This is a genomic window from Gordonia sp. (in: high G+C Gram-positive bacteria) (assembly GCF_047600385.1).
GTDB lineage: Bacteria > Actinomycetota > Actinomycetes > Mycobacteriales > Mycobacteriaceae > Gordonia.
In genome coordinates this window covers 3,018,602-3,042,109 of record NZ_JASGKZ010000001.1, presented here as the reverse complement: position 1 = coordinate 3,042,109, position 23,508 = coordinate 3,018,602, and the positions used below count along the sequence as shown (strand labels likewise).

The window sequence follows — 23,508 nt, the reverse complement described above, 5'->3', positions numbered from 1 at the left end:
ACGCCGCCGAAGTCGGTGCCGAAAGCCCTACAGGTACTGCCCGGTGTTCGACTCGGTGTCGATCGCCCGCGCCGCCCCGCTGTTCTTCCCCGTCACCAGGGTGCGGATGTAGACGATCCGCTCCCCCTTCTTACCGGAGATCCGCGCCCAGTCGTCCGGGTTGGTGGTGTTGGGCAGATCCTCGTTCTCGGCGAACTCGTCGAGGATCGAATCGAGGAAGTGTCCGATGCGCAGGCCGCCGCGGCCGGTCTCCAACTGCTCCTTGATCGCGAACTTCTTGGCCCGGTCGACGACGTTCTGGATCATCGCGCCGGAGTTGAAGTCCTTGAAGTACATGACCTCCTTGTCGCCGTTGGCGTAGGTCACCTCCAGGAAGCGGTTGTCGTCGTTCTCGTCGTACATCCGCTCGACGATCCGCTCGATCATCCCGGCGACGCACGCCTGCGGGTCGCCGCCGAACTCGGCGACGTCATCGGGGTGCAGCGGCAGGTCGGTGGTGAGGTACTTGGAGAAGATGTCGATCGCCGATTCGGCGTCCGGGCGCTCGATCTTGATCTTCACGTCCAGCCGACCCGGGCGCAGGATGGCCGGGTCGATCATGTCCTCGCGGTTGGAGGCGCCGATCACGATGACGTTCTCCAGGCCCTCGACGCCGTCGATCTCGCTGAGCAGCTGCGGGACGACGGTGGTCTCCACGTCCGACGACACCCCGGACCCGCGGGTGCGGAAGATCGAGTCCATCTCGTCGAAGAAGACGATCACCGGGGTGCCCTCGGAGGCCTTCTCCCGCGCCCGCTGGAAGATCAGGCGGATGTGCCGCTCGGTCTCGCCGACGAACTTGTTGAGCAGCTCGGGGCCCTTGATGTTGAGGAAGTAGCTCTTGGCCTCGCGCACGTCGTCGCCGCGGGCCTCGGCGATCTTCTTGGCCAGCGAGTTGGCGACGGCCTTGGCGATGAGCGTCTTACCGCAGCCGGGCGGACCGTACAGCAGCACGCCCTTGGGCGGCCGCAGCTCGTACTCGCGGAACAGTTCGGCGTGCAGGAACGGCAGCTCGACGGCATTCGCGGATCTGCTCGATCTGGCGGCGCAGACCGCCGATGTCCTCGTAGTCGACGTCGGGGACCTCTTCCAGGACCAGGTCCTCGACCTCGGCCTTGGGGATCCGTTCCAGCGCGAAACCGGCCTTGGCGTCGACCAGGACCGAATCGCCGGGACGCAGCTTCCGGGCGCCCTCGCCGCCGTCGTCGGCGTGGACCAGCGGTGCGGCCAGGTTCACCACGCGCTCCTCGTCGGCGTGGCCGACCACCAGGGCGCGCGTGCCGTCGCCGAGGACCTCGCGGAGGGTCGCGATCTCGCCGACCGAGTCGAAGCCGACCGCCTCGACCACGGTGAGCGCCTCGTTGAGGCGCAGGCCCTGGCCGACGCGCAGATCGGCGCCGTCGATGTTCGGCGACAGCGTCAGTCGCATCTTGCGGCCCGAGGTGAACACGTCGACGGTGCCGTCGTCGAACACCCCCTGGAGCACGCCGTAACCGCTCGGCGGCTGACCGAGCCGGTCGACCTCCTCGCGCAGCGCGATCAGTTGCTGGCGGGCATCCTTGAGGGTGTCGAGCAGCTTCTCGTTGCGCAGGGTGAGCTTCTCGACGCGCTCGGTCAATTCCGCCTCGGCGACGCTGGGGCGATTCGGGCGGTCTGGCGAAGTCATTGCCACTGCTCCCTTGAACTGTTGATGGTCCTCCGCGGGGTCGGTCGACTCCCGGTCAGGTCGTGCTCACCAGCTTATCGCCCGGTCTCAACCGCGCGTCGGACGCCGCTGGACGCGGAGCGTCTGGGTGCCGTCGGCGAGGCGTCGGGCGGTGATGAGGAACGCGGTGTGGCCCTGCATGCGGTGCTCGGGCCGCACCGCGAGACCGACGGCGCTCCAGTCCCGCACCATCGACTCCCAGGCGCGCGGCTCGGTCCAGCAGGTCTGCTCGCGCAGCGCCTCGACCACGCGGGACAGCTGGGTCACGGTCGCGACGTAGACGATCAGCACGCCGCCGGGGCGCAGGGTGGCCTTGACGGTGTCCAGGCACTCCCACGGGGCCACCATGTCCAGGATCATCCGGTCGGCCTGCTCGGCGGGGTCGTGCTCGGCCAGGTCGCCGACGCGCAGCTCCCAGTTGTCCGGTCTGCCGCCCAGGAAGGTCTCGACGTTCCGCACGGCGTGCTCGGCGTGGTCGTCGCGGATCTCGTACGAGAGCACCGAGCCCTCGGTGCCGACGGCCCGGAGCAGGGAGAGGGTCAGCGCACCCGAGCCGGCGCCGGCCTCGATCACCCGGGCGCCGGGGAAGATGTCGCCCTCGGCCACGATCTGCGCGGAGTCCTTGGGATAGATCACCTGGGCGCCGCGCGGCATGGAGACCACGTAGTCGGTGAGCAGCGGCCGCAGCGCCAGGTATTCGGTGCCGCTGGTGGCCGCCACGATGCAGCCCTCGTCGGAGCCGATCAGATCGTCGTGCGAGATCGCTCCGCGGTGGGTGTGGAACTGTCTGCCCGCCTCCAGCACGACGGTGAACTTGCGCCCCTTGCCGTCGGTGAGCTGAACGCGGTCGCCCTCGGCGAAGGGTCCGGTGGTCGCCATGCGGGTTGTCCCCATCGTGTCGTGTGTTCGCTTTCCTCGTCGTCGACCGTCGTCGGTGGACGACGGTGTCGCGTTCCAGCTTGGCACACCGACCCCGTCCCGCCGCACGGGCGTGAAGCGACGCACCGGGTCCCGAGTGATCGCTCGGCCGGTATCGCCTAGAGTGCGGTCATGGCAACTGAGCTGAATCTCGATGCAACCGATGCCCGGGTCCACGGCGCGTACTTCGAACCGGTCGACGTCCCGGACGGCGAGGATCCCGGCTACGACTACTTCCAGCCCACCGGCGCCACCGTGAGCGTGTGGTCGAAGGACATCCAGCACGGCGGGCCGCCCACCGGACTGCTGGTGCGGGCGATGGAGCAGGCCGCCGATCCGGCCGACGGCCAGGAGTTCAGCCGGGTGACCATGGAGATCCTCGGCGCCGTGGGCCTCGGCCTGAACCGGGTGCGCACGTCGATCCCGCGACCGGGCCGCCAGATCAGCCAGGTGGCCGCCGAACTCGACGTGAAGCAGCCCGACGGCTCGTGGCGCACCGTCGCCCGCACGGTGGCGTGGCGGCTCAAGCGCGCCGATTCGTCGCCGATCGCGCGGCTCCCGCACGAGCCGCTGCCGACCCGCCCGGCGGATCTGCCGACGATGATCGGCTTCCCCGACCTGGAGGGGGCGGCCGTGCCGTGGGGCAGGGTCGGCTTCATCGGCACCGTGGAGATCGCCGGTCAGCCCGGCCGCAACGGCGAGACCCCGGCGGTCTGGCTCCGGCCGCTGCTGCCGCTGGTGGCCGGTGAGGAGACCAGTCCGCTGGCGTCGGCGTTCACCGTGATCGACGTGGCCAACGGTCTGGGCGCCACGCTGAACCCGCTCGAGTGGTCGTGGATGAACACCGACACCACCGTGCACCTGGTGTCGCAGCCGGTGAGCGAGTGGATCGGCATCGACTCGTCCATGGCGGCCGGCGGCGACGGGTACGGCGCCAGTTTCGCCGACCTGTACGACGAGACGGGTTTCCTGGGCCGCTCCGCGCAGACGGTCCTGCTGTCGAAGGTCGACGCGGGCTGAAGGAGCGGAAGGGCACCGCACGATGATTCAGCCCAGCCCGGGCTGCCGTCGCCGGTCACGACTCCGGCGCTGAGGTGCTGTCAGCCGTCGGGGGTCGTGCGACGGCTCAGGAGCAGGCGCGCCGTCAGCGACGTCGCCCGGTCGGAGTCCTCGACGAGGAGACCGAGGACCCGGCGGGCCTCCGCGCCGGGGATCTCGCCCAGGGCCTGGGCGATGCGTCGTCGTTCCTCGGGGGCGGCCGCGGGCACGCATGCGGCCAGGATCGCCGCCGCGGCGTCCCCGTCGGGGTCGAGCACGGCGAGGGTCTCGGCGGCCTCGACGTCGTTCGCCCCGGTGCGGATCGCCTTGACCAGGGCCTCGCGGGTGCGGCCGCGCAGCGGTTCGGCCGGATCCCGGCGGGCGACGACGATCGCCGCCCGGGCCCGCAGCCGGGCCTCCGGTTCCGGATCGGAGTCCGGTGTCCCCAGCAGCGCCCCGACGGCCGCGGTGGACCGGGGTCCCGGTAGATCGGCCAGCGCAGCGAGCACCCGGCCCCGGACCTGCGCGTCCGGATCGTCGAGCGCCTCGATCAGCGGGGTCACCGCCTCGTCGCCGAGCCGCACGAGCGCCCAGTGCAGGGCCCCGATCACGTTCTGTTCGGGTTCGTCGAGCAGGGCGGCGACCAGTTCTTCGGCGAGCGCGCCCGGGGAGACGACCTCCGCGCCCACGGTGTCCGCACCCGCGCTCAGCGCGGCGCGTTGACGTCGTGCCGGCAGTGCCGACGCCAGTTCACGCAGCAGCACGACGACGTCGAGCACCGCAGCCCAGTCGTCGGGGTGCGCCCGCTGCACGCGTTCGAGCCGGCGGAGCAGTTCCCGTTCCTCGTCGATCCGCGCGCGGGTGCGGGTGATCAGCGCATTCGACCAGGTCCGTCGGCGACGACCGGCCGGGCGCGTCGTCGACCGCCGCGGCGATCTCCCGCAGCGACATGCCCAGGCTCCGCAGACTCTCCACCTCGAACAGTCTGCGGAGGTCCGCCGGCGCGTACTCGCGGTAGCCGGTCGCGCTGCGGCCCGACGGCACGACGACCCCGAGTTCGTCGTAGTGCCGCAGCATCCGGGCGCTCACCCCCGACCGCCGGGCCACCTCCCCGATCCTCACCGGGACTCCGCACCGTCGGAACGTCCCGCGGCGTCGTCGGGATGTTCCGCGGCGTCGTCGGGATGTTCCGCATCGGATTCCACGACGGCATCCTCGGCGACGTCGACGCCCGCTCCCGGCGCGAGGAGACGCCAGGCGGCGGCGACGTGGTCGTCGAAGGCGGCGTCGGGGTCGGCCACCAGCCGCAGGGTCGCCTCGGCGTGCGCGACGACGCGCGGATCGGGTGAATGCGTCGCCGCCTCGGCCGCGGCCGCTCCCGGTGCGCCGAGGGCTGCGAGCGCACGGCTCAGGCTCCGCCGCCGCTCGAAACCTCCGGCCCCGAACCGGGCGGCGAGCGTTCCCGCGAGCGCCGGAGCCTGCCCGTCCGGGACCAATGCCACCGCGGCCCGCCACGCGGCGCGCGCGATATCGTCGTCCGGCGAGTTCAGGAACCGCGGCCCGATCACGTTCCACGCCGAGCGGTCGCCGATCTTCGACAGCGTGTGCAGCGCCTGCGCGTGCGCCTGCGGCGGGGCGGCGTCGTCGTTCAACACCGACACCAGCAGCGGCACCGTGCGTTCGGGCGGCTGCCGGGTGAGCGCCCAGGTGAGCATGTCCCGGACGTAGAAGTCCGGTTCCACCGCGCACCGGGCGATCAGCGGATCGATCAGGCCGGGGTCCGGGCGCGTGCCCGCGTGCAGGGCGGCCCGCAGCCGCACACTCGGATCGGCGGCACCCAGCGCCTCGCCGAGCAGTGCCGTCGTGTCTCGTGACGAATCGGTCATCGTCCTCACCTCCGACTCCCAGCACACTCTTTCACACCGTGTGAAGGTCAAGCCGCGGGCGGATCGGGGTGCGGACGGCGCGGACGACGACCGGTGTCGCCGAACCGGTTCAGAACCGGCAGGAACGGATGTCGCTGGCGAGGATGGCGCGGGCGCCCAATTCGGCCAGGTCGTCCATCAGCTGCTGGTGCTTCTTGCGCGGGACCAGGGCGCGGACGGCGACCCAGTCCGGGTCGGCCATCGGCGAGATGGTCGGCGACTCGATGCCCGGGGTGATCGCCGAGGCCTTCTCCAGCAGAGTCTTGGGGCAGTCGTAGTCGATCATCACGTACTGCTGGCCGACCACGACGCCCTGGATGCGGGCGATGAACCGCTGGGCGGCCTTCGACGGCTCTCCGCCGTCGACGCCGCGGATCAGGACGGCCTCGGAGTCGCAGAGCGACTCGCCGAACGCGGTCAGGCCGTGCAGGCGGAGGGTGCGACCCGAACCGACGACGTCGGCGATCGCATTGGCCACCCCCAGCTGGATGGAGATCTCGACGGCGCCGTCGAGCCGGATGATCTCGGCCTCGATGCCGCGGGCGGCCAGATCCTGGCGCACCAGATTCGGGTACGACGTGGCGATCCGCTTCCCGGCGAGGCCGTCGACGGTCCACTCCTCGCCGGCCGGGGCCGCGTAACGGAAGGTGGACGAGCCGAAGCCGAGCGCCACCTCCTCGCTCACCTGCGCACCGGAGTCGGCGGCCAGGTCGCGCCCGGTGATGCCCAGGTCCAGGCGGCCGGCGGCCACATAGATCGCGACGTCCTTGGGACGCAGAAAGTAGAACTCGACGTCGTTCGCGACGTCGATCACGTTCAGATCCTTGGGATCAGAACGCTTGCGGTAACCCGCCTCGGCCAGGATTGCCGAGGCGGCTTCGGACAGGGCGCCCTTGTTGGGCACGGCGACGCGCAGCATGGCGAGGCTCTCTTCGATCGTCTGGGGACCGCGAGGGTCCGGGAACTACGGGGATCCTGGGGACTACGGAGTCCCGGGGATCACAGGAACTTGTACAGGTCTTCGGGCTTCAGGCCGCGTTTGATCATCATCACCTGCAGCCAGTACAGGAGTTGGCTCATCTCTTCGGCGAGCGCATTGTCGGACTCGGTGCTCGGCGGCCAGCCAGACCTCGCCGGCCTCCTCGATGATCTTCTTTCCGAGCGTGTGGACGCCCTTGTCGAGGGCGGCGACGGTACCGCTGCCCTCCGGACGGGTCGCTGCCTTCTCGGTCAGCTCGGCGAAGAGGTCGTCGAAGGTTTTCACGGTTCGCCATTTTTCCATGTGCGCTCATCGGCCCGCCGCGCAGCCCGCCGTTCGGCGGCCGGGACGACGCAGATCACACCGCACGATGCGCCCTCGTCCGCCACCGTGAACTAAGGTCACCCTATCCTTAGTGAGTAGAGGCAAAGGGAGAAACGGGATGTCGACGTTGCAGGAGAAGCGGACCGCGCTGGTCAAGGGCGCCCTCGGCGAGGACCGCTACCACCGTCTGATCAGCAGGTACGTCCGCGCCACCCAGCGCCCGCGGATCGGCGGGATCGACTTCGGCGACCTGGCGTCCACCGAACCGGTGTGCCGTGAGTTCGGCAACGACCGCGGACGTCCCCTCGACCGCTACTACATCGAGAACTTCATGGAGCGGTCCGCCCCGCTGATCACCGGCCGCGTGCTGGAGGTCGGCGAGCGCCTCTACACCGAGAAGTACGGGCAGGGCGTCGAGCAGTCGGACATGTGCAACTACTTCGACATCCCCGACGCCACCTACGTCGCCGACCTCACCGACGCCCCGCAGATCCCCGACGACACCTACGACTGCGTCATCATCACGCAGACCATGCAGTTCATCTACGACGTCCAGGCCGCCACCGCCACCCTGCGGCGGATCCTCAAGCCCGGCGGCGTCGTGCTGTGCACCGTCCCGGGGCTGAGCCAGATCGGCGACCCGCGCTGGGCCGCACAGTGGTACTGGAACTTCACCCAGTGCTCGGCCGAGCGCCTGTTCGGCGACGAGTTCGGCCCCGACCAGGTGAGCGTCGACGTCCACGGCAACGTCTTCGCCGCGACCGCGTTCCTGCAGGGCGTGGCCTGGGAGGAGACGAGCCCGGCCGACCTCGACGTCGTCGACCCCGAGTACCCCGTGATCCTCGCCGTGCGCGCCACCAAGAAGCCGTGATCCCCGGTCGCGGCCTGGCCCGGCGCCTGCACGACCGTTCCCGCCGACGGCGTCGTCGCGCGGGGATCCTGATGTACCACTGCATCACCGAGACCGACCTCGACCCCTGGGGCATCTGCGTCTCCCCCGCCGCGTTCGACGAGCAGATGGCGGTGTTGAGCGCCGCCCGCGCGGGCGCCGACCTCGGTGAACTGCGCGACCCGTCGTCGTTCACCGCGACCGGCTCGAAGATCGCGGTGACCTTCGACGACGGTTACGCCGACAACCTCGCCGCGGCGCTGCCGATCCTGGAACGGCACGAGATCCCGGCGACCGTCTTCGTGATCGGCACCGCGGTGGGCCGCACCCGCGAGTTCTGGTGGGACGCGCTCGAACGCGCGGTCCTCGGCGACCTCGAACTCCCGGAGGAGCTGCGTTTCCCGTTCGGGACGTCGCGGACGTTCCGGATCGACGACCATCCCGTCGACATCGCCGAGACCCGCACCTGGCGCGCCGACCTCGACGGCCCGAGCTGCGACCGCCAGCAGCTCTTCCGGGACCTGTGGGAGGCGATCGTCGTCCTCGCACCGGAGGAGCAGGACGACGCCGTCGACTACCTCCTCGAGTGGGCGGGCCATCCGGTCGACGCGCCGGCGCCGCGCCCGGCGCTGACCGCCGACGAGTTCGCCGACCTCGCCGCGCACCCGCTGATCACGATCGGAAGCCACACCCTGGACCACGCCTCGCTGACCGACCTGGATCCGGCGGCGCAGCACCGGCAGATCGCCCGCGGACGGGACCGGATCCGTGAACTCTCCGGACTGCCCGTGACCCGGTTCTCGTTCCCGTACGGCCGGTACGACGCGACCGCCGTCGACGCGGTGCGCCGCGCCGGGATCGAACTCGCCTGCACCAGCAGACCGGTCGCGGCCATCGCCGACGACGACCCGCTCACCCTCCCCCGCCTGCAGGTGCTCGACGACGACGGCGACACCTTCGCCCGCAAGCTGTACGACGACCACCGTCTCGCGGTGGGCGCGCTGTCGTCGCTCTGACCGTCCCCTCCGACGTTCCCCTGACCAACCTCCGCCACACCCCCGCCCCTTGTCCCTTGCGCTCCCTGAGCCGACGGCGAACGCAGTGAGCCGCCGTGTCGAAGGGGGTATCGCGCACCTGGACACGAGGGGGCTTCGACACGGACTCGTCACTGCGTTCCTCGCCCGGCTCAGCCGGCGGAAGAGTGTGTGGTCTCGACTCCGCTCGACCAGCGACAAGGGGAAGCTCAACCAACGACAAGGGGAGTTCGACCCGCGACAAGGGGGGCTCAACCCTTCCGCGCACCGCGGTCCTTTCCGCCGACCGGTGTCGAAGCCACCGGTTCCCCGAGTCAGGCGCGCGCCGCCGCGAACAGGTCGACGATCCCGTCCAGCGTCAGACCGGTGAGGGTCTCGCGGAAGACCCGGCCGGCGGCCGGGGTCACCGGGACCTGCGACGGCACCACCAGGTTCGGGATCTCGGCGGCCAGCGCGGCGGCGGCGCCGGTCGGCGAGTCCTCGATCGCCAGGCAGTCGCGCGGCGCGGCGCCGGCCAGTTCTGCGGCCCGCAGATAGATGTCCGGGGCGGGTTTGCCGACGGGCACCTCGTCGCCGCACACCGTCGCCGTGAACCGCTGTGCGCCGAGTGTGGCGATCGGGATCTCGGCGATCTCTCGCTGGGTGTTGGTCACCAGCAGCATCGGGATCCCGGCGGCGGCGACCAGGTCGAGGGCTTCGCGGGCCCCGGGCCGCCACGGCAGTTCGCGGGCGAACAGCTGCACGACGAGTTGGACCATCCAGGCCTCCTCACCGGCGAAGTCCCGCTCGGACTCCGGGACGGCGGCGGCGTCGAACACCTTGGTGAGCGCGTCGGTCGCGTTGTTCCCGAGGGTCGCCAGCCGCAGTTCCTCGGTCATCTCGATACCGTGTCGGCGAGCCAGTTCGATCATGCCGACGTCCCAGATGGGTTCGGTGTCCAGGAGGGTGCCGTCCATGTCCCACAGCACCGCCGCGGGTAGTCCCGTCGTCGTGGTCGCCGTCGTCATGACCGCACCGCGGGTTCGCCGGTTCCGGGCACCGTGTGTTCTCCTCGCGACAGGGACTTCGATCGTCCCCGAGTCTATGCGCGCCGGGTGCCGACTCCGCAGCCCCGCACCCGCCGTGCGAGCGACGTCACGCGGCGCTCAGTTCCCGGACCCGCGCCTCGACGGCCGCGGTGAGCGCAGCGACGTCGTCGTGCTCCTCCGGGCGGATCGGGTCGCCGACGTGCACCCGCACGCGCCGGGTCAGATCGATCCGCTTGCCCCGGGCGTACTTCGCGAGCGGCAGGACGTCGTTGGTGCCGACCAGACCGACCGGCACGATCGGCGCCCCGGTCCGGACGGCGAGGACCGCCGCTCCGGGCCGAAACGGGAACGTCTCGCCCGGCGGCGCGCACCGGCCCTCAGGGAAGACGATCACCGCGCGCCCGGCCCGCAGACAGCGTTCCAACCGTTCCAGGGCGATCGCCCCGGAGTCCTTGCGGCCGCGCTCGACCGGCACGAACCGCACCCACCGCGCCAGCCTCCCGACGATCGGCATGGCCCACACCTCGGCCATCGCCAGCGCCGTCGCGCGTCGTCGCATGGCGCCCCAGACATAGAGGCCGTCGAGCATCGAGACGTGATTGGCGACGACGATCACCGCCCCCGAGCGCGGGAAACGTCCCCGCCCGGTCACCGTCACCCGGAACACGCGCAGCAGCACCAGGACCCGCAGGATCCGGCGGACGACACGGGTGGTGATCCACTCGCGCGTCGCCTGCCAGGCGCGGATCAGTCGGTTCTCGTCCATATCGAGATCTTGCCAGGAGCAGTACTGATCCGGACAGGTCTCGACTCCGCTCGACCACCGAAGGAGGCTCGACCACCGAAGGGGGCTCGACCGGCGAGTGGTTCGGTCTCGACTCCGCTCGACCAGCGAGAGGCCGCTCGACCACCGAAGGGCGGCTCAACCACCGAAGGGCAGCTCAACCGGCGGAGGGGCCGCTCGACCGGCGAAGGAGGTTCGACCGGCGGAGGAGGTTCGACCGGCGGAGGAGGTTCGACCGGCGAAGGCGTCGTTTCTCGCTGGTCGAGCGGAGTCGAGACCACCTCGGTCTACGTGTTGAAGTACTTGGCCTCCGGGTGGTGCAGCACGAACGCATCCGTCGACTGCTCCGGATGCAGCTGCAACTCCTCCGAGAGCTCGACGCCGATGCGCTCCGGCTCCAGCAGGTCGATCATCTTGGCGCGGTCCTCCAGGTTCGGGCACGCACCGTAACCGAACGAGTAGCGCGCACCCCGGTATTCGAGGTCGAAGAAGCCCTGGGCGGCGTCGGGGTCGTCGTCGGCCGCACTGCCGCCGGTGAACGCGAGTTCGCTGCGCACCCGCTGGTGCCAGTACTCGGCGAGCGCCTCGGTCAGCTGCACGCCGATGCCGTGCACCTCCAGGTAGTCGCGGTAGGAGTTCGCGGCGAACAGTTCGTTGGCGAAGTCGGCGATCGGCTGACCCATGGTGACCAGCTGGAACGGCAGGACGTCCACCCGGCCCTCGGCCTTCGCCTGGGCACGGGACTTGATGAAGTCGGCGATGCACAGGAACCGGGTGCGCTGCTGACGCGGGAACTCGAAGCTGTACCGGACGGGTGCGTCGGGGTCGGGTTCGGTGAGCACGTGCACCGTGTCGCCCTCGCTGACGGCCGGGAAGTAGCCGTAGACGACGGCGGCGTGCGCCAGGATGCCCGCGGTCGCGAGTCGGTCGATCCAGTAGCGCAGACGCGGACGGCCCTCGGTCTCCACGAGCTCGTCGTAGTCCGGGCCGTCGGTGCCGCGGGTGCCGCGCAGCCCCCACTGGCCCAGGAACAGGGCGCGTTCGTCGAGCAGCGTCGAGTAGTCGGCCACCGGGATGCCCTTGACGATGCGGGTGCCCCAGAACGGCGGGGTCGGCGTCTCGTTGTCGGTGGCGACGTCGGAGCGCTCGGGCACCTCGACGGGGACCTCGGCGGCCTTGCGCTTCTCGGCGATCCGCTTGGACCGCTCGCGCCGGGCCTTCCGTTCGGCCACCTTGGCCGCGGCGGCCTTGGCCTCCTCGCTGTCCGGGTCGGGGCCCTCGCCGCGTTTGAGCGCCATCAGCTCGTCCATCAGGGTCAGGCCCTCGAAGGCGTCGCGGGCGTAGCGGACGTCGCCCTCGTAGATCTCGGCGAGGTCGCCCTCGACGTAGGTGCGGGTGAGGGCGGCGCCGCCGAGGAGCACGGGGAACTCGCTCTTGCCCCGGGCGTTCATCTCCTCGAGGTTCTCCTTCATCACCACCGTCGACTTCACCAGCAGCCCGGACATGCCGATCACGTCGGCACTGTGCTCCTCGGCCACCGACAGGATGGTGGCGATCGGCTGCTTGATGCCGATGTTGACGACGTCGTAGCCGTTGTTCGAGAGGATGATGTCGACCAGGTTCTTGCCGATGTCGTGGACGTCGCCCTTGACGGTGGCCAGCACGATGCGGCCCTTGCCGTCCTCGTCGGTGGCCTCCATGAACTGTTCCAGGTGGGCCACGGCCGCCTTCATCACCTCGGCGGACTGCAGCACGAAGGGCAGCTGCATCTGGCCCGAGCCGAACAGCTCGCCGACGGTCTTCATACCGGCCAGGAGGTGGTCGTTGATGATCGCCAGCGGCGGGATCTGGGCGCGCGCCTCATCGAGGTCCTCGACCAGGCCGTTGCGTTCGCCGTCGACGATCCGGGCCTGCAGCCGCTCGAACAGCGGCATCGCGGCCAGTTCCGCGGCCCGGGATTCGCGCGCCGAGGCCGCCGAGACGCCCTCGAAGAGCTCCATCAGCTTCTGCAGCGGGTCGTACCCCTCGCGGCGGCGGTCGTAGACCAGGTCCAGCGCTACCTCGCGCTGCTCGTCCGGGATCCGCGCCATCGGCAGGATCTTGGAGGCGTGCACGATGGCGGTGTCCAGGCCGGCCTGCACGCACTCGTGCAGGAACACCGAGTTCAGCACCTGGCGGGCGGCCGGGTTCAGGCCGAACGAGATGTTCGAGATGCCCAGCGTGAAGTGGATCTGCGGGTACGTCTCGTGCAGGCGCCGGATGGCCTCGATGGTCTCGATGCCGTCGCGCCGGACCTCCTCCTGACCGGTGGAGATGGGGAAGGTGAGGGCATCGATGATGATGTCCTCCTGCTCCAGCCCCCAGTTGTCGAGGAGGTCGGTGATCAGGCGTTCGGCGATCGCGACCTTGTGGTCGGCGGTGCGCGCCTGCCCCTCCTCGTCGATGGTCAGGGCGACCACGGCCGCACCGTGCTCGCTGACGTGCTCCATGATCTTGACGAAACGCGAGTCCGGGCCGTCACCGTCCTCGTAGTTCACCGAGTTCACCGCGCAGCGGCCGCCGAGATGCTCCAGACCGGCGCGGATCACGTCCGGTTCGGTGGAGTCGATCATGATCGGCAGGGTCGACGCCGTGGCCAGCCGACCGGCCAACGCCGTCATGTCGGCGGCGCCGTCGCGGCCCACGTAGTCGACGTTGAGGTCGAGCATGTGCGCGCCGTCGCGGGTCTGCTCCTTGGCCGTCTCCAGGCACGTCTGGTAGTCCTCGGCGATCATCGCCTCGCGGAACGCCTTGGAGCCGTTGGAGTTGGTGCGCTCGGCGATCACCAGGAAGCTGGCGTCCTGATCGAACGGCACCGCCGTGTACAGCGACGACGTCTCCGACTCGTGGTCCGGGCGACGCGGCGCGGGCGTGACCTGCGCGACGGCCTCCGCCACCTGCCGGATGTGCTCGGGGGTGCTGCCGCAGCAGCCGCCGACGAACTGCAGCCCGAACTCGCGGACGAACCCCGACAGCGCCTGCGCCATCTCCGGGGCCGTCAGCGGGTACTCGGCGCCGTGGGCGCCCAGGACCGGCAGACCCGCGTTCGGCATCACCGACACCGGCAGCCGCGAATGCTTGGACAGGTAGCGCAGATGCTCGCTCATCTCGGCCGGGCCGGTGGCGCAGTTGAGGCCGATCATGTCGACGCCGAGCGGTTCGATCGCGGCCAGCGCCGCACCGATCTCGGAGCCGACCAGCATCGTTCCGGTGGTCTCCACCGTGACGTGCGTGATGATCGGCAGGTGACGGTCGAGTTCGGTCATCGCCCGGCGCGCCGCGATCACGGCGGCCTTGAGCTGGAGCAGGTCCTGGCAGGTCTCGATCAGGATGGCGTCGGCGCCGCCGTCGAGCATGCCCAGGACGCACTCCTGATAGGCGTCGCGGATCACCTGGAAGGTGGTGTGACCCAGGCTGGGGAGTTTGGTGCCCGGACCGATCGAGCCGAGGACGAAGCGGGCGGTCCCGTCGTCGGACGGCCCGAGTTCGTCGGCCACGCCGCGGGCGATCGCGGTGCCCTTGTAGGCCAGTTCGCGGATCCGGTCGGCGATGTCGTAGTCGCCCAGATTCGAGAGATTGCAGCCGAAGGTGTTGGTTTCCACCGCATCGGCGCCCGCGGCGAAGTACCTTCGGTGGATGTCGGCCAGCACGTCCGGTCGGGTGTCGTTGAGGATCTCGTTGCATCCCTCCAGACCGAGGAAGTCGCCGTCGACGGAGAGGTCCGCAGCCTGGAGCATGGTTCCCATCGCCCCGTCACCGATCAATACGCGCCGCGACATCGCCTCGAGGAAGGTCGTGTCGTACCGGCTGGCGTCAGGAGGGGTGATCGGCATGCATACCAGGGTAGTTCGCCCCGGATTCGGGCTGACCGTAGGCTGGTCGATGTGACGTCTGAATCACTCGATGCGCTGCCCACGCTGCGCCGCCCGATCCTGCTCGCCGCGTTCGGCGGCTGGAACGACGCCGGGGACGCGGCCTCGGCCGCCATCGAGCACGTGGCTCTGACCTGTGATGCCGACGCACTGCACGGCATCGACCCGGACGACTACTACGACTACCAGTCGTCCCGGCCCGTGGTCCACCAGACCGACGGAGTCACCCGGCGGCTGGAATGGCCGTCGACGGAGATCTCGTACTGTCGCCTGCCCGAAGCCGACCGCGACCTGGTCCTGGTCCTGGGTCTGGAGCCGAACCTGCGGTGGCGGTCGTTCTGCCGGGAGATCGTCGACATCGCGATGGCCCTGGAGGTCGAGTTCTGCATCGGCCTGGGTTCTCTGCTCGCCGACACCCCGCACACGCGTCCGGTGCCCATCAGCGGCACCGCGTACGACGCCGACTCGGCCGCCCGCTACGACCTCGCCAAGATCCAGTACGAGGGTCCGACCGGCATCACCGGGGTGTTGCAGGAGGCCTTCATCCAGGCCGGGATCCCCGCCGTCTCGCTGTGGGCGTCGGTCCCCCACTACATCGGCCAGCCCCCGAATCCGAAGGCCAGTCTGGCGCTGCTGCACCGGGTCCGCGAGATCACCGGCCTGCGGCTTCCCGAGGGCACGCTGCCCGAGCAGGCCGCCCGCTGGGAGGAGGCCGTCACCGGCATGATGTCCGACGACGAGGACATGGCCGGTTACGTCCGCGAACTGGAGGAGCGCGAGGACGTGCCCTCGACGTCTCCGGCGCCGCTCACCGAGGTGGACGGCGACACCCTCGCCGCGGAGTTCGAGAGATACCTGCAGCGGCGCGACCCCGGCGAGTGAACCCCCACTCCTCTCCTCTCCGGCCCGTGAGCGGTGACGAGTCGAGTCTCCGATGGAGGCGACCGGCGAACGCTCACCGGGGGTCTCGACTCCGCTCGACCATCGAAGAAGACTCGACCGGTGAGAGAGGTCAGCCGATCTTCTCGATCTCCACGACCGGGGTGGTGATCCGCCAGGTCCGCACGTCCGGGTCGTCGACGGCCCGCACCCAGAACTGGGCGGGCTCGCCGACCTTGCACTCCCGGATCCCCAGCAGCGGGATGTCCTGCGAGTCGCGCCGCAGCTCGCTGACCTCCCAGGTCTCCGGGTGCGCGTCGGCTCGGCCGACGCCCGGGGCGCGCAGCAGCGTCATCTCGTCGAGGTCGACCAGGTAGGTCGAGGTGTGCGTCACGATGGTGAACACGCCCGCCTCGGCGTCCACCGGGATCTCCTGCACTCGTGCCACCCGCGATCCCCTAGCCGGTCCGCAGGTCCACGCCGAGCAGCGCGTCGACGGCGGCAGCGATCAGCGCGGGAGCCTGCTCGTCCGAGCCGATCCCGCGCAGCACGTCGGTGGCCCAGCCGTCGACGGCGGCGAGCGCCTTCGGGGTGTCCAGGTCGTCGGCGAGGTGGGCGCGGAGACGGTCGACGGTCCCGGCCGCGTCCGGGCCGGCCGGCGCGGCGGCGGCGCGGCGCCACCGGTCGAGACGGTCGACGGCCTCGGTGAGCGTCGCATCGGTCCACATCCGGTCGGCGCGGTAGTGCCCGCCGAGCAGACCGAGTCGCACCGCGGCCGGGTCGACGCCCTCGGCGCGCAGCACCGACACCTTCACCAGGTTGCCGAGCGACTTGGACATCTTCTCGCCGTCGAGCCCGATCATGCCGGTGTGCACGTAGTGCCGGGCGAAGCGGCGCTCGCCGCTGAGCGCCTCGGCGTGCGCGGCCGAGTACTCGTGGTGCGGGAAGATCAGGTCGCTGCCGCCGCCCTGGATGTCGAAGGCCTCGCCGAGACGGTTGAACGCGATGGCCGAGCACTCGATGTGCCAGCCGGGGCGGCCCGCGCCGAACGGCGCCGCCCACGACGGCTCGCCGTCGCGGGCGGCTCGCCACAGCAGGGCGTCGAGCGGATCCCGCTTGCCGGGCCGGTCGGGGTCGCCGCCGCGTTCGGCGAAGAACCGTTCCATCGTCGCCCGGTCGTAGTTCGACTCGTATCCGAAGACCGGGGTCGCGTCGGTGCGGAAGTAGACGTCCGGGTGCTCGGCGTCGTCGACGACGTAGGCCGCACCCGAGTCGAGCAGCGCCGACACCGCGGCGATCACCTCGTCCACCGACTCCATCGCGCCGACGTAGTCGCGCGGCGGGAGCACCCGCAGCGCGGTCATGTCCGCGCGGAACAGATCGATCTCGCGGGTCCCCAGATCACGCCAGTCGACGCCGTCGCGTTCGGCTCGCTCGAAGAGCGGATCGTCGACGTCGGTGATGTTCTGCACGTAGTGCACCTCGTGGCCCTGATCGCGGAGCACGCGGTTGACCGTGTCGAACGCGAGGTAGGTGGCGGCGTGGCCGAGGTGGGTGGCGTCGTACGGGGTGATGCCGCACACGTACATGGTCGCGACCGGGCCCGGCGCGACCGGCTTCACCTGGGCGTCGGCGGTGTCGTGGAGGCGTAGCGCGGGTCCGGTGCCGGGCAGCTCGGGGACGGTGGGCGACGGCCAGGAATGCATGCTTGCACTTTAGGCCATCTGGTGTGGGCGCCGACGAGGGCCTGTCGGCGCCGCGGGCGGCTCAGAACAGCGGCCAGGGGATCGCCCGCCGATCCGGGGGCGTCGGCAGTTCCCGGCCGTCGGCGAGCGCCGCCGTCCGGGCCGTGAGCGCGTCGACCTCCGCCTCGGAGATCGACTCCCGCAACGTCTTCCGGAACGCGGTGTCGTCGGCCAGTCGGGTCCGGAGCCGGGCCAGGTCCGCGCGCAGTTCCGCCGCGGCGGGCGCCCCGGCCCACCCCCACAGGACGGTGCGCAGCTTGGGTTCGGTGTGCAGCGTGAGCCCGTGGTCGATCCCGTACAGCCGTCCGTCCCGGTCGGTCAGGATGTGCCCGCCCTTGCGGTCGGCGTTGTTCAGGACCGCGTCGAGCACCGCGAGCCGATGCAGGCGCTCGTCGGTGGCGTGGGCCAGCGCGACCACCGAGCCGTCGTCGTCGTGCGCCCGCAGGATCGGCGCGTAACCGGCGGGGATCTCGGCGGCGTCGAAGATCTCGACGGGTTCGGGGCCGGCGGGCTCGTCGGGGCCGTCGATCCAGATCTGCAGCATGCCGGGGCCCAGTTCCGCCCCGGGCGGTCCCTGCTCGCGCAGCACGGTCTCCGGGATCAGATCCCAGCCGAGCGCGGCGTCGATCAGCCGCGCGGCCACTTCGCGGCCGGCGAGCGTGCCGTCCGGGAAGTCCCACAGCGGGGCCTCCCCGCGGACCGGCTTGTAGACGCAGCGGGCGGTGTCGTCGTCGAGCGTGGAGTCGCAGACCAGCGTCAGGTTGCTGGCCGACGGGATCTGCCCGACCAGCGAGAGCGCCCCGTCGGTGAGCAGACGCCGGACGTCGCGCGGAGCGCCGGGCGACGTCACCGGTCCTCGTCGTCGGGGTCGCCGCGCTGCTCGTCGTTCCCCCGGTCGCCGCTCTTCTGCTCGTCCTCGCTCTCGAAGGTCGCGTCGATGCCCGGGATCAGGCGGCCGAGCATGGCGAGCACGTCGGGGTCGACGAACTCCACCGAGCGACTGAACTCGGTGTCGCGCTTGTACCCGTTGCTGCGTGCGCAGATGTGGCCGTCGGCGTCGAGCGGCTGGCTGCACAGCGGGCACAGCGGACGGCCCGCGGCGACCACCTTCATGGACCGGGCGGAGAACTCGCGGGCCGCGGCGGCGGTCAGGAAGATCCGGACCGTGTCGGGGCCCTCGGCGGCGTCGTCGAGGATCACGTTCTCGTCGATCGGGTCGTCGGTCACGGCCAGCAGTTCGACGACGACGGCCGACGCCTCGGCGTCCCAGCCCAGGCCCATCGAACCGACGTGGAACTCGGCGTCGATCGGCATCGTCAGCGGCGAGGTGTCGGCGGCCTCGGCCACCTCGGGCGGCATGGCGGTGCCGAATCTGCGGGTCACCTCGTCGAGCAGGTAGCCCAGGCGGTCGGCCAGGATCAGCACCTGCTGCTTCTCGATCTGCACGCTGACGGTCTGCACGCCCTCGGTGACCTGCAGGAAGAAGGTGCGGTCACCCGGCTGCCCGACGGTGCCGGCGACGAAGCGCTCCGGCTCCCGGAACTCATGGATGTTGCGTGCCACGCTTCTCCCCTTCCGGAACGGGTCGTGGTCTGTGTGGAGAACTCAACGGTACTCGCGCATGCCTGCGTTCGTGCGCGTCAGGGCGCACCCGTGGCGCCGCCCACCGCCCCGGCCTGCTCCGGGCGCGGCGGCGGGGTCAGCGTTCCGCCGTTGTTCACGGAGTGCACGTACGGGCGCGCCGAGGCGTAATGGATCACGCTGATCGACGCCGGTTCGACGACGATCCGCTGGAACGCGTCCAGGTGCATGCCGAGCGCGTCGGCGATGATCGCCTTGAGGACGTCGCCGTGCGAGCAGACCACCCAGAGTCCGTGACCGTGTTCGCCGCCGTGGACGCGGTCGAGTTCGCGGATCGCCGCACCGGCCCGCCGCGACACGTCGGCCAGGCCCTCCCCGCCGGGGAAGACCGCGGCCGAGGGCTGCTGCTGCACCACCTGCCAGAGCGGTTCGGTGAGCAGTTCGCGGATCGGGCGCCCGGTCCAGTCGCCGTAGTCCACTTCGAGGAGGCGATCGTCGACGATCTCCGGGACGCCCCGCTCGCGGTCGCCGAGCGCGGACATCAGCGGAGCGACGGTCTCGGCGCATCGTTGCAGCGGGGAGCGCACCACGGCGGTCACCTCGTCGAGGACGCCGGCGAGGCGCTCGGGCAGCGCGGCGGCCTGCGCGATGCCCTTCTCCTCCAGACCGACGCCGGGGGTGCGCCCCGAGAGGAGTCCGGAGACATTGCCCGTCGATCGCCCGTGGCGGACCAGGATCACCGTCATGCCCGCCAGCCTACGGGGCGGGCGGCGCCGGACGGTCGGGCTTCGACGCGAGCTCCTGCGTCGTCCCGCGTCGTTCGGTGCCGCGTGTGCCGCTCCCCGTCACCGGTCGTGTCACGGCTCCTGCGCCCGACTCCCCTTGGGCCAGGCGTGTCGCGACTCCTCTTCCGTGTCGCGGCTCCTCTTCTCCCCGGAGGGCGTCGTGTTTTCCCGGAGGGCGGCGTGTCGCGGCTCCTGCTCCGTGTCGCGCGTCGTCCTTCGCACGCGACACGGAAGAGAGAACGCGACACGCCCGACCGCCGAGCAGGGGGCGACTCGTCACGGCGGTGAAGCACCGCGTCGTCGAACGTCGACATCCGAGGGCCGAGCCGACTGAGGAACGAAGTGACGAAGTCGTGTCAAAGTCTCCCGCGCACTCGACGTCGACGCTCCCGCTCCCCCGAAGGGCATTCGGGAGGGCGGCGTGTCGCGACTCCTGTTCCGTGTCGCGCATCGTCCTTCGCACGCGACGCGGAAGAGGGAACGCGACACGCCCGCGCCCGCGATACCGACGACGCCACCGCCACCGACGACGACGATCAGTTCGCGGCGACGGTCCCCGTCGCGAGCAGGATCAGGATCACGCTGCCCAGGATCACCCGGTAGCCGGCGAACCACGTCAGCGAGTGGTTGCCGACGAACTTGAGCAGCCACGCGATCGACGCGTAGCCGAGTACGAACGCGATGAACGTGGCGACGACGATCTGGGGGCCGGAGGCCGACAGCCCTTCGCCGCTCGGTTCGAAGGCGTCCGGGAGGCTGAACAGACCGGATGCGAGGACCGCGGGGATGGCGATCAGGAATGAGAACCGGAACGCGGCTTCGCGGGTCACGCCCAGGAACAGGCCCGCGCTGGCCGTGGCTCCCGACCGCGAGACGCCGGGAATGAGCGCCAGGCACTGCGCCAGGCCCATGACGATCGCGTCCTTGGTGGTCAGCTGCTCCAGCGGGCGACGCTGCGAGGCGAACCGTTCGGCGGCGATGAACACGAAGGAGAACACGATCAGGACGATCGCGACCAGCCACAGGTTGCGGCCCGCCGTGCGGATCTGGTCCTTGAACAGCAGCCCCAGCACTCCGATCGGGATGGTCGCGAGGATCACGTACCAGCCGATCCGGTAATCGAGGCCTCGGGGATCGGGGCCGACCCAGAGGTTCATGCGTTTCGCCAGGTCCGGAGTCCGCCGCCGGATCGTGTCCTTGAGCACGTATCCCACGCCGGCGAACCAGGCCTGCAGGATCCGCCAGATGTCCTTGGCGAAGTAGACGAGCACGGCCAGTTCGGTGCCGAGCTGGCTCACCGCGGTGAACGAGGCGCCGGCGTCGTCGCCGAACCACAGCTCCGAGACGATCCGCATGTGCCCGGACGAGCTGATCGGAAGGAACTCGGTCAGTCCCTGGACTGCTCCGAGGACGATGGACTGGGCCCAGGTCATGTCGGTCACGAGCGCCCACTGTACCGGTAATGAGAGCAGGCTCCATGTCACATCGGGTGCGCCCCACCGCGCGCCGCGACGGAGCACTCGCGCAAGATGGAGGCATGCGTGCCCGATCCAGAATCGCCGCGGCGGTCACCGCCCTGGCACTGACCCTCCCCTTGGCCGCGTGCGGCAGCGACGACGGTGACGGTCCCGGCGACGTCGCCACCGTCGTCCCGGCCACCCCGGCGGCGTCCCCGCCGGACTCGGGTCGACCGGCCGGGACCGTCGTGCCCGCGCTCGGTCCGGTCGGTCCGGCGTCGCTCGTGCTGGTCGGCGGCACCGCAGCGGTGCTCGGCGCCGACGGCGTGGTGCGCCTGTACGGCGCACCGGCCGGCGGGGCGCCCGCGCCGCGGGAGGTCTCGGGCCGTCCGAAGGCGACGGCGCTGGCCGCCGACGGCGACGGATTCGTCGCGGTCTCCCCGACCGGTTTCGATCTGATCGCCCGCGACGGCGCCGTCCGCACCGTGGCCGCCGACCTCGGCCGGGATCCGATCAGCGTGGCCGTCGCCGACGACGGCCGCTATCTGGTGGGCACCGCGAGCGGTCACGTACTGGTGTTCACCCGCGCCGGCGAGCGCGAACGCGACATCCACTCGTTCGTGAGCGTGGACCGGATCCTGGTGGCCCCCGAGAAGTCGGCGGTCGCCGGCCAGGTGACGGTGGTCGATCGGGCGCAGTCGAGCGTCACCCCGATCGACGTCGACTCCGGTGAGGTGAAGGCGGCGCTCCGCGCGGGCAACGGCGTCACCAATGCCGTCGTCGACCCGGCCGGTCGGGTGATCGCCTCGAACACCCGCGACGACGAGCTCCTGGGCTTCTTCGGTCAACCGATCGTCATGCGCTTCCGGTTCCCCGTCGCGCACAGCCCGTACGCCGTCGCCTACGACGTCGCACGCGGCCTCGCCTGGGTCGCCACCACGGGGGACAACCAGGCCCTCGCTTACGACCTCGCCTCCGGCGAACCCCGCCAGCAGGTCCGGATCCCGACGGTCGGCCAGGTGTCGTCGATCGCCGTCGATCCGACCGACGGCACCCTGTATCTGTTCTCTGCGCGCGGCGACGGCCTCCAGGTGGTCGCACCGGCCGACGTCGACGCCGCCCGATAAGGAGCCCGACCCGTGACCGACTCTTCCTCCCCCGCACCGTCGGGTCCCCCGCCCGCCCCGCGCCGGTCGGGCCGCGTGCTGGGCGTCCTCAACCGAGTGCTGTACCCGCCGCTGCTGAAGCTGATGTTCCTGATCCCGCCGGAGCGGATCCACCGGATCATCGCGCACGTGTTGCGCTTCACCGGCCGGACGCCGGTGGTGCGGTCGCTGGTCGCCGCGCTGTTGGCGCCGCGCGACGAGATCCTGCGTTCACGGGTCTTCGGCGTCGACTTCCCCGCCCCGATCGGGCTGGCCGCCGGTTTCGACAAGTCCGCCGAGGCGGTGAACGTGTGGGGCCAGATCGGTTTCGGTTACGCCGAGATCGGCACCATCACCGGGCGGGAGCAGCCGGGCAATCCGCAGCCGCGACTGTTCCGGCTGCCCGCCGACAAGGCGCTGATCAACCGGATGGGCTTCAACAACCCGGGTGCCGAGTCCGCGGCGCTCAAACTCGCCGAGCCGCGTCCGGGGCCGCGTCGGGTGCCGATCGGCGCCAACATCGGCAAGACCAAGGTGGTGCCGGTCGACGACGCCATCGCCGACTACCGGTTCAGTGCACGGCTCCTCGGCCCGCTCGCCGACTTCGTGGTGGTGAACGTGAGCTCGCCCAACACCCCGGGGCTGCGTGACCTGCAGGCCGTGGAGTCGCTGCGGCCGATCCTGGCGGCCGTGCAGGAGGTGGCGCAGGTCCCGGTGCTGGTGAAGATCGCCCCGGATCTGTCCGACGACGACGTCGACGCGGTCGCCGATCTGGCCGTCGAACTGGGGCTGGCCGGGATCGTCGCCACCAACACCACCATCAGTCGCGCCGGCCTGAACACCCCGGGCGCCGAGGTGGCGGAGATCGGCGCGGGCGGCCTGTCCGGGCGTCCGGTCAAGGCCCGGTCGTTGGAGGTGCTGCGCCGTCTGCACGCGCGTGTGGGCGGCCGGGTGACGCTGGTGAGCGTCGGCGGCATCGAGACCGCCGACGAGGCGTGGGAGCGCATCTGCGCGGGCGCGAGCCTGCTGCAGGTCTACACCGGGTTCATCTACGGCGGACCGGTGTGGCTCAAGGAGCTCAACGACGGCATCGCGGCGCGCCTGCGCGCCGGCGGTTTCGCGAGTCTGTCGGAGGCGGTCGGCTCCGCCGCCGTCTGACCGGCGCCCCCTCGCCGGCTGATCGATCCTCCTCTCGCTGATCGATCCCTCTCTCGCTGGTCGAGTCCCCCTTGCTAGTCGAGTCCCCCTTGCTGGTCGAGTCCCCCTCGCTGGTCGAGCCTCCTCTCGCTGGTCGAGCGAAGTCGAGACCACCCTCTCACCGCCTGAGTCCCCCGCTACGCCG

General features: G+C 70.8%; 20 protein-coding genes and 2 pseudogenes. 6 read left to right on the top strand and 16 right to left on the bottom strand.

The window, feature by feature from the left end; all coding sequences use genetic code 11:
* Nucleotides 1–27 precede the first annotated feature (27 nt).
* Both arc and QM809_RS13660 read right to left on the bottom strand, forming a co-directional pair.
* Nucleotides 28–1,705, bottom strand: a pseudogene (arc, locus tag QM809_RS13665) (proteasome ATPase).
* 87 nt (nucleotides 1,706–1,792) lie between these two features.
* The gene (locus QM809_RS13660; RefSeq protein WP_415046293.1) at nucleotides 1,793–2,623 is read right to left on the bottom strand and encodes a tRNA (adenine-N1)-methyltransferase; all 831 of its coding nucleotides are present in this window, start codon (nucleotides 2,621–2,623) and stop codon (nucleotides 1,793–1,795) included.
* A 171-nt stretch (nucleotides 2,624–2,794) separates the two neighbouring features.
* Between QM809_RS13660 and QM809_RS13655 the strand changes: the two genes are divergently transcribed.
* Nucleotides 2,795–3,682 (top strand): thioesterase family protein, encoded by an 888-nt coding sequence (locus QM809_RS13655; RefSeq protein ID WP_415046292.1) that lies wholly within the window; start codon nucleotides 2,795–2,797, stop codon nucleotides 3,680–3,682.
* 80 nt (nucleotides 3,683–3,762) lie between these two features.
* Here QM809_RS13655 and QM809_RS13650 read toward each other — a convergent pair whose 3' ends face one another.
* The 5 genes and pseudogenes from QM809_RS13650 to QM809_RS13630 all read right to left on the bottom strand — a co-directional run bounded on the left by QM809_RS13650 (nucleotide 3,763) and on the right by QM809_RS13630 (nucleotide 6,907).
* Nucleotides 3,763–4,512 carry a HEAT repeat domain-containing protein gene (locus QM809_RS13650; RefSeq protein ID WP_415046291.1) on the bottom strand — a complete coding sequence of 250 codons (750 nt, stop codon included), beginning with the start codon at nucleotides 4,510–4,512 and terminating at the stop codon, nucleotides 3,763–3,765.
* On the bottom strand, nucleotides 4,451–4,822 hold the full coding sequence (locus QM809_RS13645) for a MerR family transcriptional regulator (RefSeq protein ID WP_415046290.1): 372 nt from the start codon (nucleotides 4,820–4,822) through the stop codon (nucleotides 4,451–4,453). Before QM809_RS13645 ends, QM809_RS13650 begins: the two co-directional genes overlap by 62 nt.
* Nucleotides 4,819–5,586: a HEAT repeat domain-containing protein gene (locus QM809_RS13640; protein WP_415046289.1), complete on the bottom strand. Its 768-nt coding sequence runs from the start codon at nucleotides 5,584–5,586 to the stop codon at nucleotides 4,819–4,821. The genes QM809_RS13645 and QM809_RS13640 overlap by 4 nt, the downstream gene beginning before the upstream one ends.
* 109 nt (nucleotides 5,587–5,695) lie before the next feature.
* A complete protein-coding gene (gene hisG, locus QM809_RS13635) occupies nucleotides 5,696–6,544 on the bottom strand; it encodes an ATP phosphoribosyltransferase (protein ID WP_415046288.1) in 849 nt (282 codons plus the stop codon).
* An 80-nt stretch (nucleotides 6,545–6,624) separates the two neighbouring features.
* Nucleotides 6,625–6,907, bottom strand: a pseudogene (locus QM809_RS13630) (phosphoribosyl-ATP diphosphatase).
* Nucleotides 6,908–7,046: 139 nt separating this feature from the next.
* On the opposite strand from QM809_RS13630, the gene QM809_RS13625 reads away from it, so the two are divergent.
* Nucleotides 7,047–7,799, top strand: coding sequence for a class I SAM-dependent methyltransferase (locus tag QM809_RS13625; RefSeq protein WP_415046287.1), 753 nt, complete (start codon nucleotides 7,047–7,049; stop codon nucleotides 7,797–7,799).
* Nucleotides 7,796–8,833: a polysaccharide deacetylase family protein gene (locus QM809_RS13620; RefSeq protein ID WP_415046286.1), complete on the top strand. Its 1,038-nt coding sequence runs from the start codon at nucleotides 7,796–7,798 to the stop codon at nucleotides 8,831–8,833. The genes QM809_RS13625 and QM809_RS13620 overlap by 4 nt, the downstream gene beginning before the upstream one ends.
* Nucleotides 8,834–9,165: 332 nt before the next feature.
* Here QM809_RS13620 and QM809_RS13615 read toward each other — a convergent pair whose 3' ends face one another.
* The 3 genes from QM809_RS13615 to metH form a co-directional block, all read right to left on the bottom strand.
* On the bottom strand, nucleotides 9,166–9,858 hold the full coding sequence (locus QM809_RS13615; RefSeq protein ID WP_415046285.1) for an HAD family hydrolase: 693 nt from the start codon (nucleotides 9,856–9,858) through the stop codon (nucleotides 9,166–9,168).
* Between the two features lie 127 nt (nucleotides 9,859–9,985).
* The gene (locus QM809_RS13610) at nucleotides 9,986–10,645 is read right to left on the bottom strand and encodes a lysophospholipid acyltransferase family protein (RefSeq protein WP_415046284.1); all 660 of its coding nucleotides are present in this window, start codon (nucleotides 10,643–10,645) and stop codon (nucleotides 9,986–9,988) included.
* A 305-nt stretch (nucleotides 10,646–10,950) separates the two neighbouring features.
* Complete coding sequence (gene metH / locus QM809_RS13605) at nucleotides 10,951–14,535, bottom strand: methionine synthase (RefSeq protein WP_415046283.1); 3,585 nt, start codon at nucleotides 14,533–14,535, stop codon at nucleotides 10,951–10,953.
* A gap of 51 nt (nucleotides 14,536–14,586) precedes the next feature.
* Here metH and QM809_RS13600 point away from each other — a divergent pair, with 51 nt between their 5' ends.
* Nucleotides 14,587–15,456, top strand: coding sequence for a PAC2 family protein (locus QM809_RS13600; RefSeq protein ID WP_415046282.1), 870 nt, complete (start codon nucleotides 14,587–14,589; stop codon nucleotides 15,454–15,456).
* Nucleotides 15,457–15,586: 130 nt separating this feature from the next.
* Here QM809_RS13600 and QM809_RS13595 read toward each other — a convergent pair whose 3' ends face one another.
* From QM809_RS13595 to QM809_RS13570, 6 genes are all read right to left on the bottom strand, one after another.
* Nucleotides 15,587–15,901 (bottom strand): hypothetical protein, encoded by a 315-nt coding sequence (locus QM809_RS13595; RefSeq protein ID WP_415046281.1) that lies wholly within the window; start codon nucleotides 15,899–15,901, stop codon nucleotides 15,587–15,589.
* A 10-nt stretch (nucleotides 15,902–15,911) separates the two neighbouring features.
* Entirely contained in the window at nucleotides 15,912–17,159 is a 1,248-nt protein-coding gene (gene mshC / locus QM809_RS13590) for a cysteine--1-D-myo-inosityl 2-amino-2-deoxy-alpha-D-glucopyranoside ligase (RefSeq protein WP_415046280.1), read from the bottom strand.
* Between the two features lie 61 nt (nucleotides 17,160–17,220).
* Complete coding sequence (locus QM809_RS13585; RefSeq protein ID WP_415046279.1) at nucleotides 17,221–18,048, bottom strand: SCO1664 family protein; 828 nt, start codon at nucleotides 18,046–18,048, stop codon at nucleotides 17,221–17,223.
* Nucleotides 18,045–18,761, bottom strand: coding sequence for a DUF3090 domain-containing protein (locus tag QM809_RS13580; protein ID WP_415046278.1), 717 nt, complete (start codon nucleotides 18,759–18,761; stop codon nucleotides 18,045–18,047). Before QM809_RS13580 ends, QM809_RS13585 begins: the two co-directional genes overlap by 4 nt.
* A 77-nt stretch (nucleotides 18,762–18,838) precedes the next feature.
* On the bottom strand, nucleotides 18,839–19,525 hold the full coding sequence (locus QM809_RS13575; protein ID WP_415046277.1) for an MSMEG_4193 family putative phosphomutase: 687 nt from the start codon (nucleotides 19,523–19,525) through the stop codon (nucleotides 18,839–18,841).
* Nucleotides 19,526–20,100: 575 nt separating this feature from the next.
* Nucleotides 20,101–20,997 (bottom strand): undecaprenyl-diphosphate phosphatase, encoded by an 897-nt coding sequence (locus tag QM809_RS13570; protein WP_415047093.1) that lies wholly within the window; start codon nucleotides 20,995–20,997, stop codon nucleotides 20,101–20,103.
* Between the two features lie 104 nt (nucleotides 20,998–21,101).
* Between QM809_RS13570 and QM809_RS13565 the strand changes: the two genes are divergently transcribed.
* Together QM809_RS13565 and QM809_RS13560 are read left to right on the top strand one after the other, a co-directional pair.
* Nucleotides 21,102–22,148, top strand: a complete 1,047-nt coding sequence (locus QM809_RS13565) for a YncE family protein (protein WP_415046276.1) — start codon at nucleotides 21,102–21,104, stop codon at nucleotides 22,146–22,148.
* Nucleotides 22,149–22,223: 75 nt separating this feature from the next.
* Entirely contained in the window at nucleotides 22,224–23,324 is a 1,101-nt protein-coding gene (locus tag QM809_RS13560) for a quinone-dependent dihydroorotate dehydrogenase (protein WP_415047092.1), read from the top strand.
* The last annotated feature ends 184 nt before the right edge of the window (nucleotides 23,325–23,508 follow it).

Excerpts from the sequence above, each read along its gene's own strand:
- QM809_RS13660 (WP_415046293.1), bottom strand. The coding sequence starts at position 2,623 with ATGGCGACCACCGGACCCTTCGCCGAGGGCGACCGCGTTCAGCTCACC.
- QM809_RS13655 (WP_415046292.1), top strand. The coding sequence starts at position 2,795 with ATGGCAACTGAGCTGAATCTCGATGCAACCGATGCCCGGGTCCACGGC.
- QM809_RS13640 (WP_415046289.1), bottom strand. The coding sequence starts at position 5,586 with ATGACCGATTCGTCACGAGACACGACGGCACTGCTCGGCGAGGCGCTG.
- hisG (WP_415046288.1), bottom strand. The coding sequence starts at position 6,544 with ATGCTGCGCGTCGCCGTGCCCAACAAGGGCGCCCTGTCCGAAGCCGCC.
- QM809_RS13625 (WP_415046287.1), top strand. The coding sequence starts at position 7,047 with ATGTCGACGTTGCAGGAGAAGCGGACCGCGCTGGTCAAGGGCGCCCTC.
- QM809_RS13615 (WP_415046285.1), bottom strand. The coding sequence starts at position 9,858 with ATGACGACGGCGACCACGACGACGGGACTACCCGCGGCGGTGCTGTGG.
- QM809_RS13610 (WP_415046284.1), bottom strand. The coding sequence starts at position 10,645 with ATGGACGAGAACCGACTGATCCGCGCCTGGCAGGCGACGCGCGAGTGG.
- metH (WP_415046283.1), bottom strand. The coding sequence starts at position 14,535 with ATGCCGATCACCCCTCCTGACGCCAGCCGGTACGACACGACCTTCCTC.
- mshC (WP_415046280.1), bottom strand. The coding sequence starts at position 17,159 with ATGCATTCCTGGCCGTCGCCCACCGTCCCCGAGCTGCCCGGCACCGGA.
- QM809_RS13575 (WP_415046277.1), bottom strand. The coding sequence starts at position 19,525 with ATGACGGTGATCCTGGTCCGCCACGGGCGATCGACGGGCAATGTCTCC.
- QM809_RS13570 (WP_415047093.1), bottom strand. The coding sequence starts at position 20,997 with ATGACCTGGGCCCAGTCCATCGTCCTCGGAGCAGTCCAGGGACTGACC.
- QM809_RS13565 (WP_415046276.1), top strand. The coding sequence starts at position 21,102 with ATGCGTGCCCGATCCAGAATCGCCGCGGCGGTCACCGCCCTGGCACTG.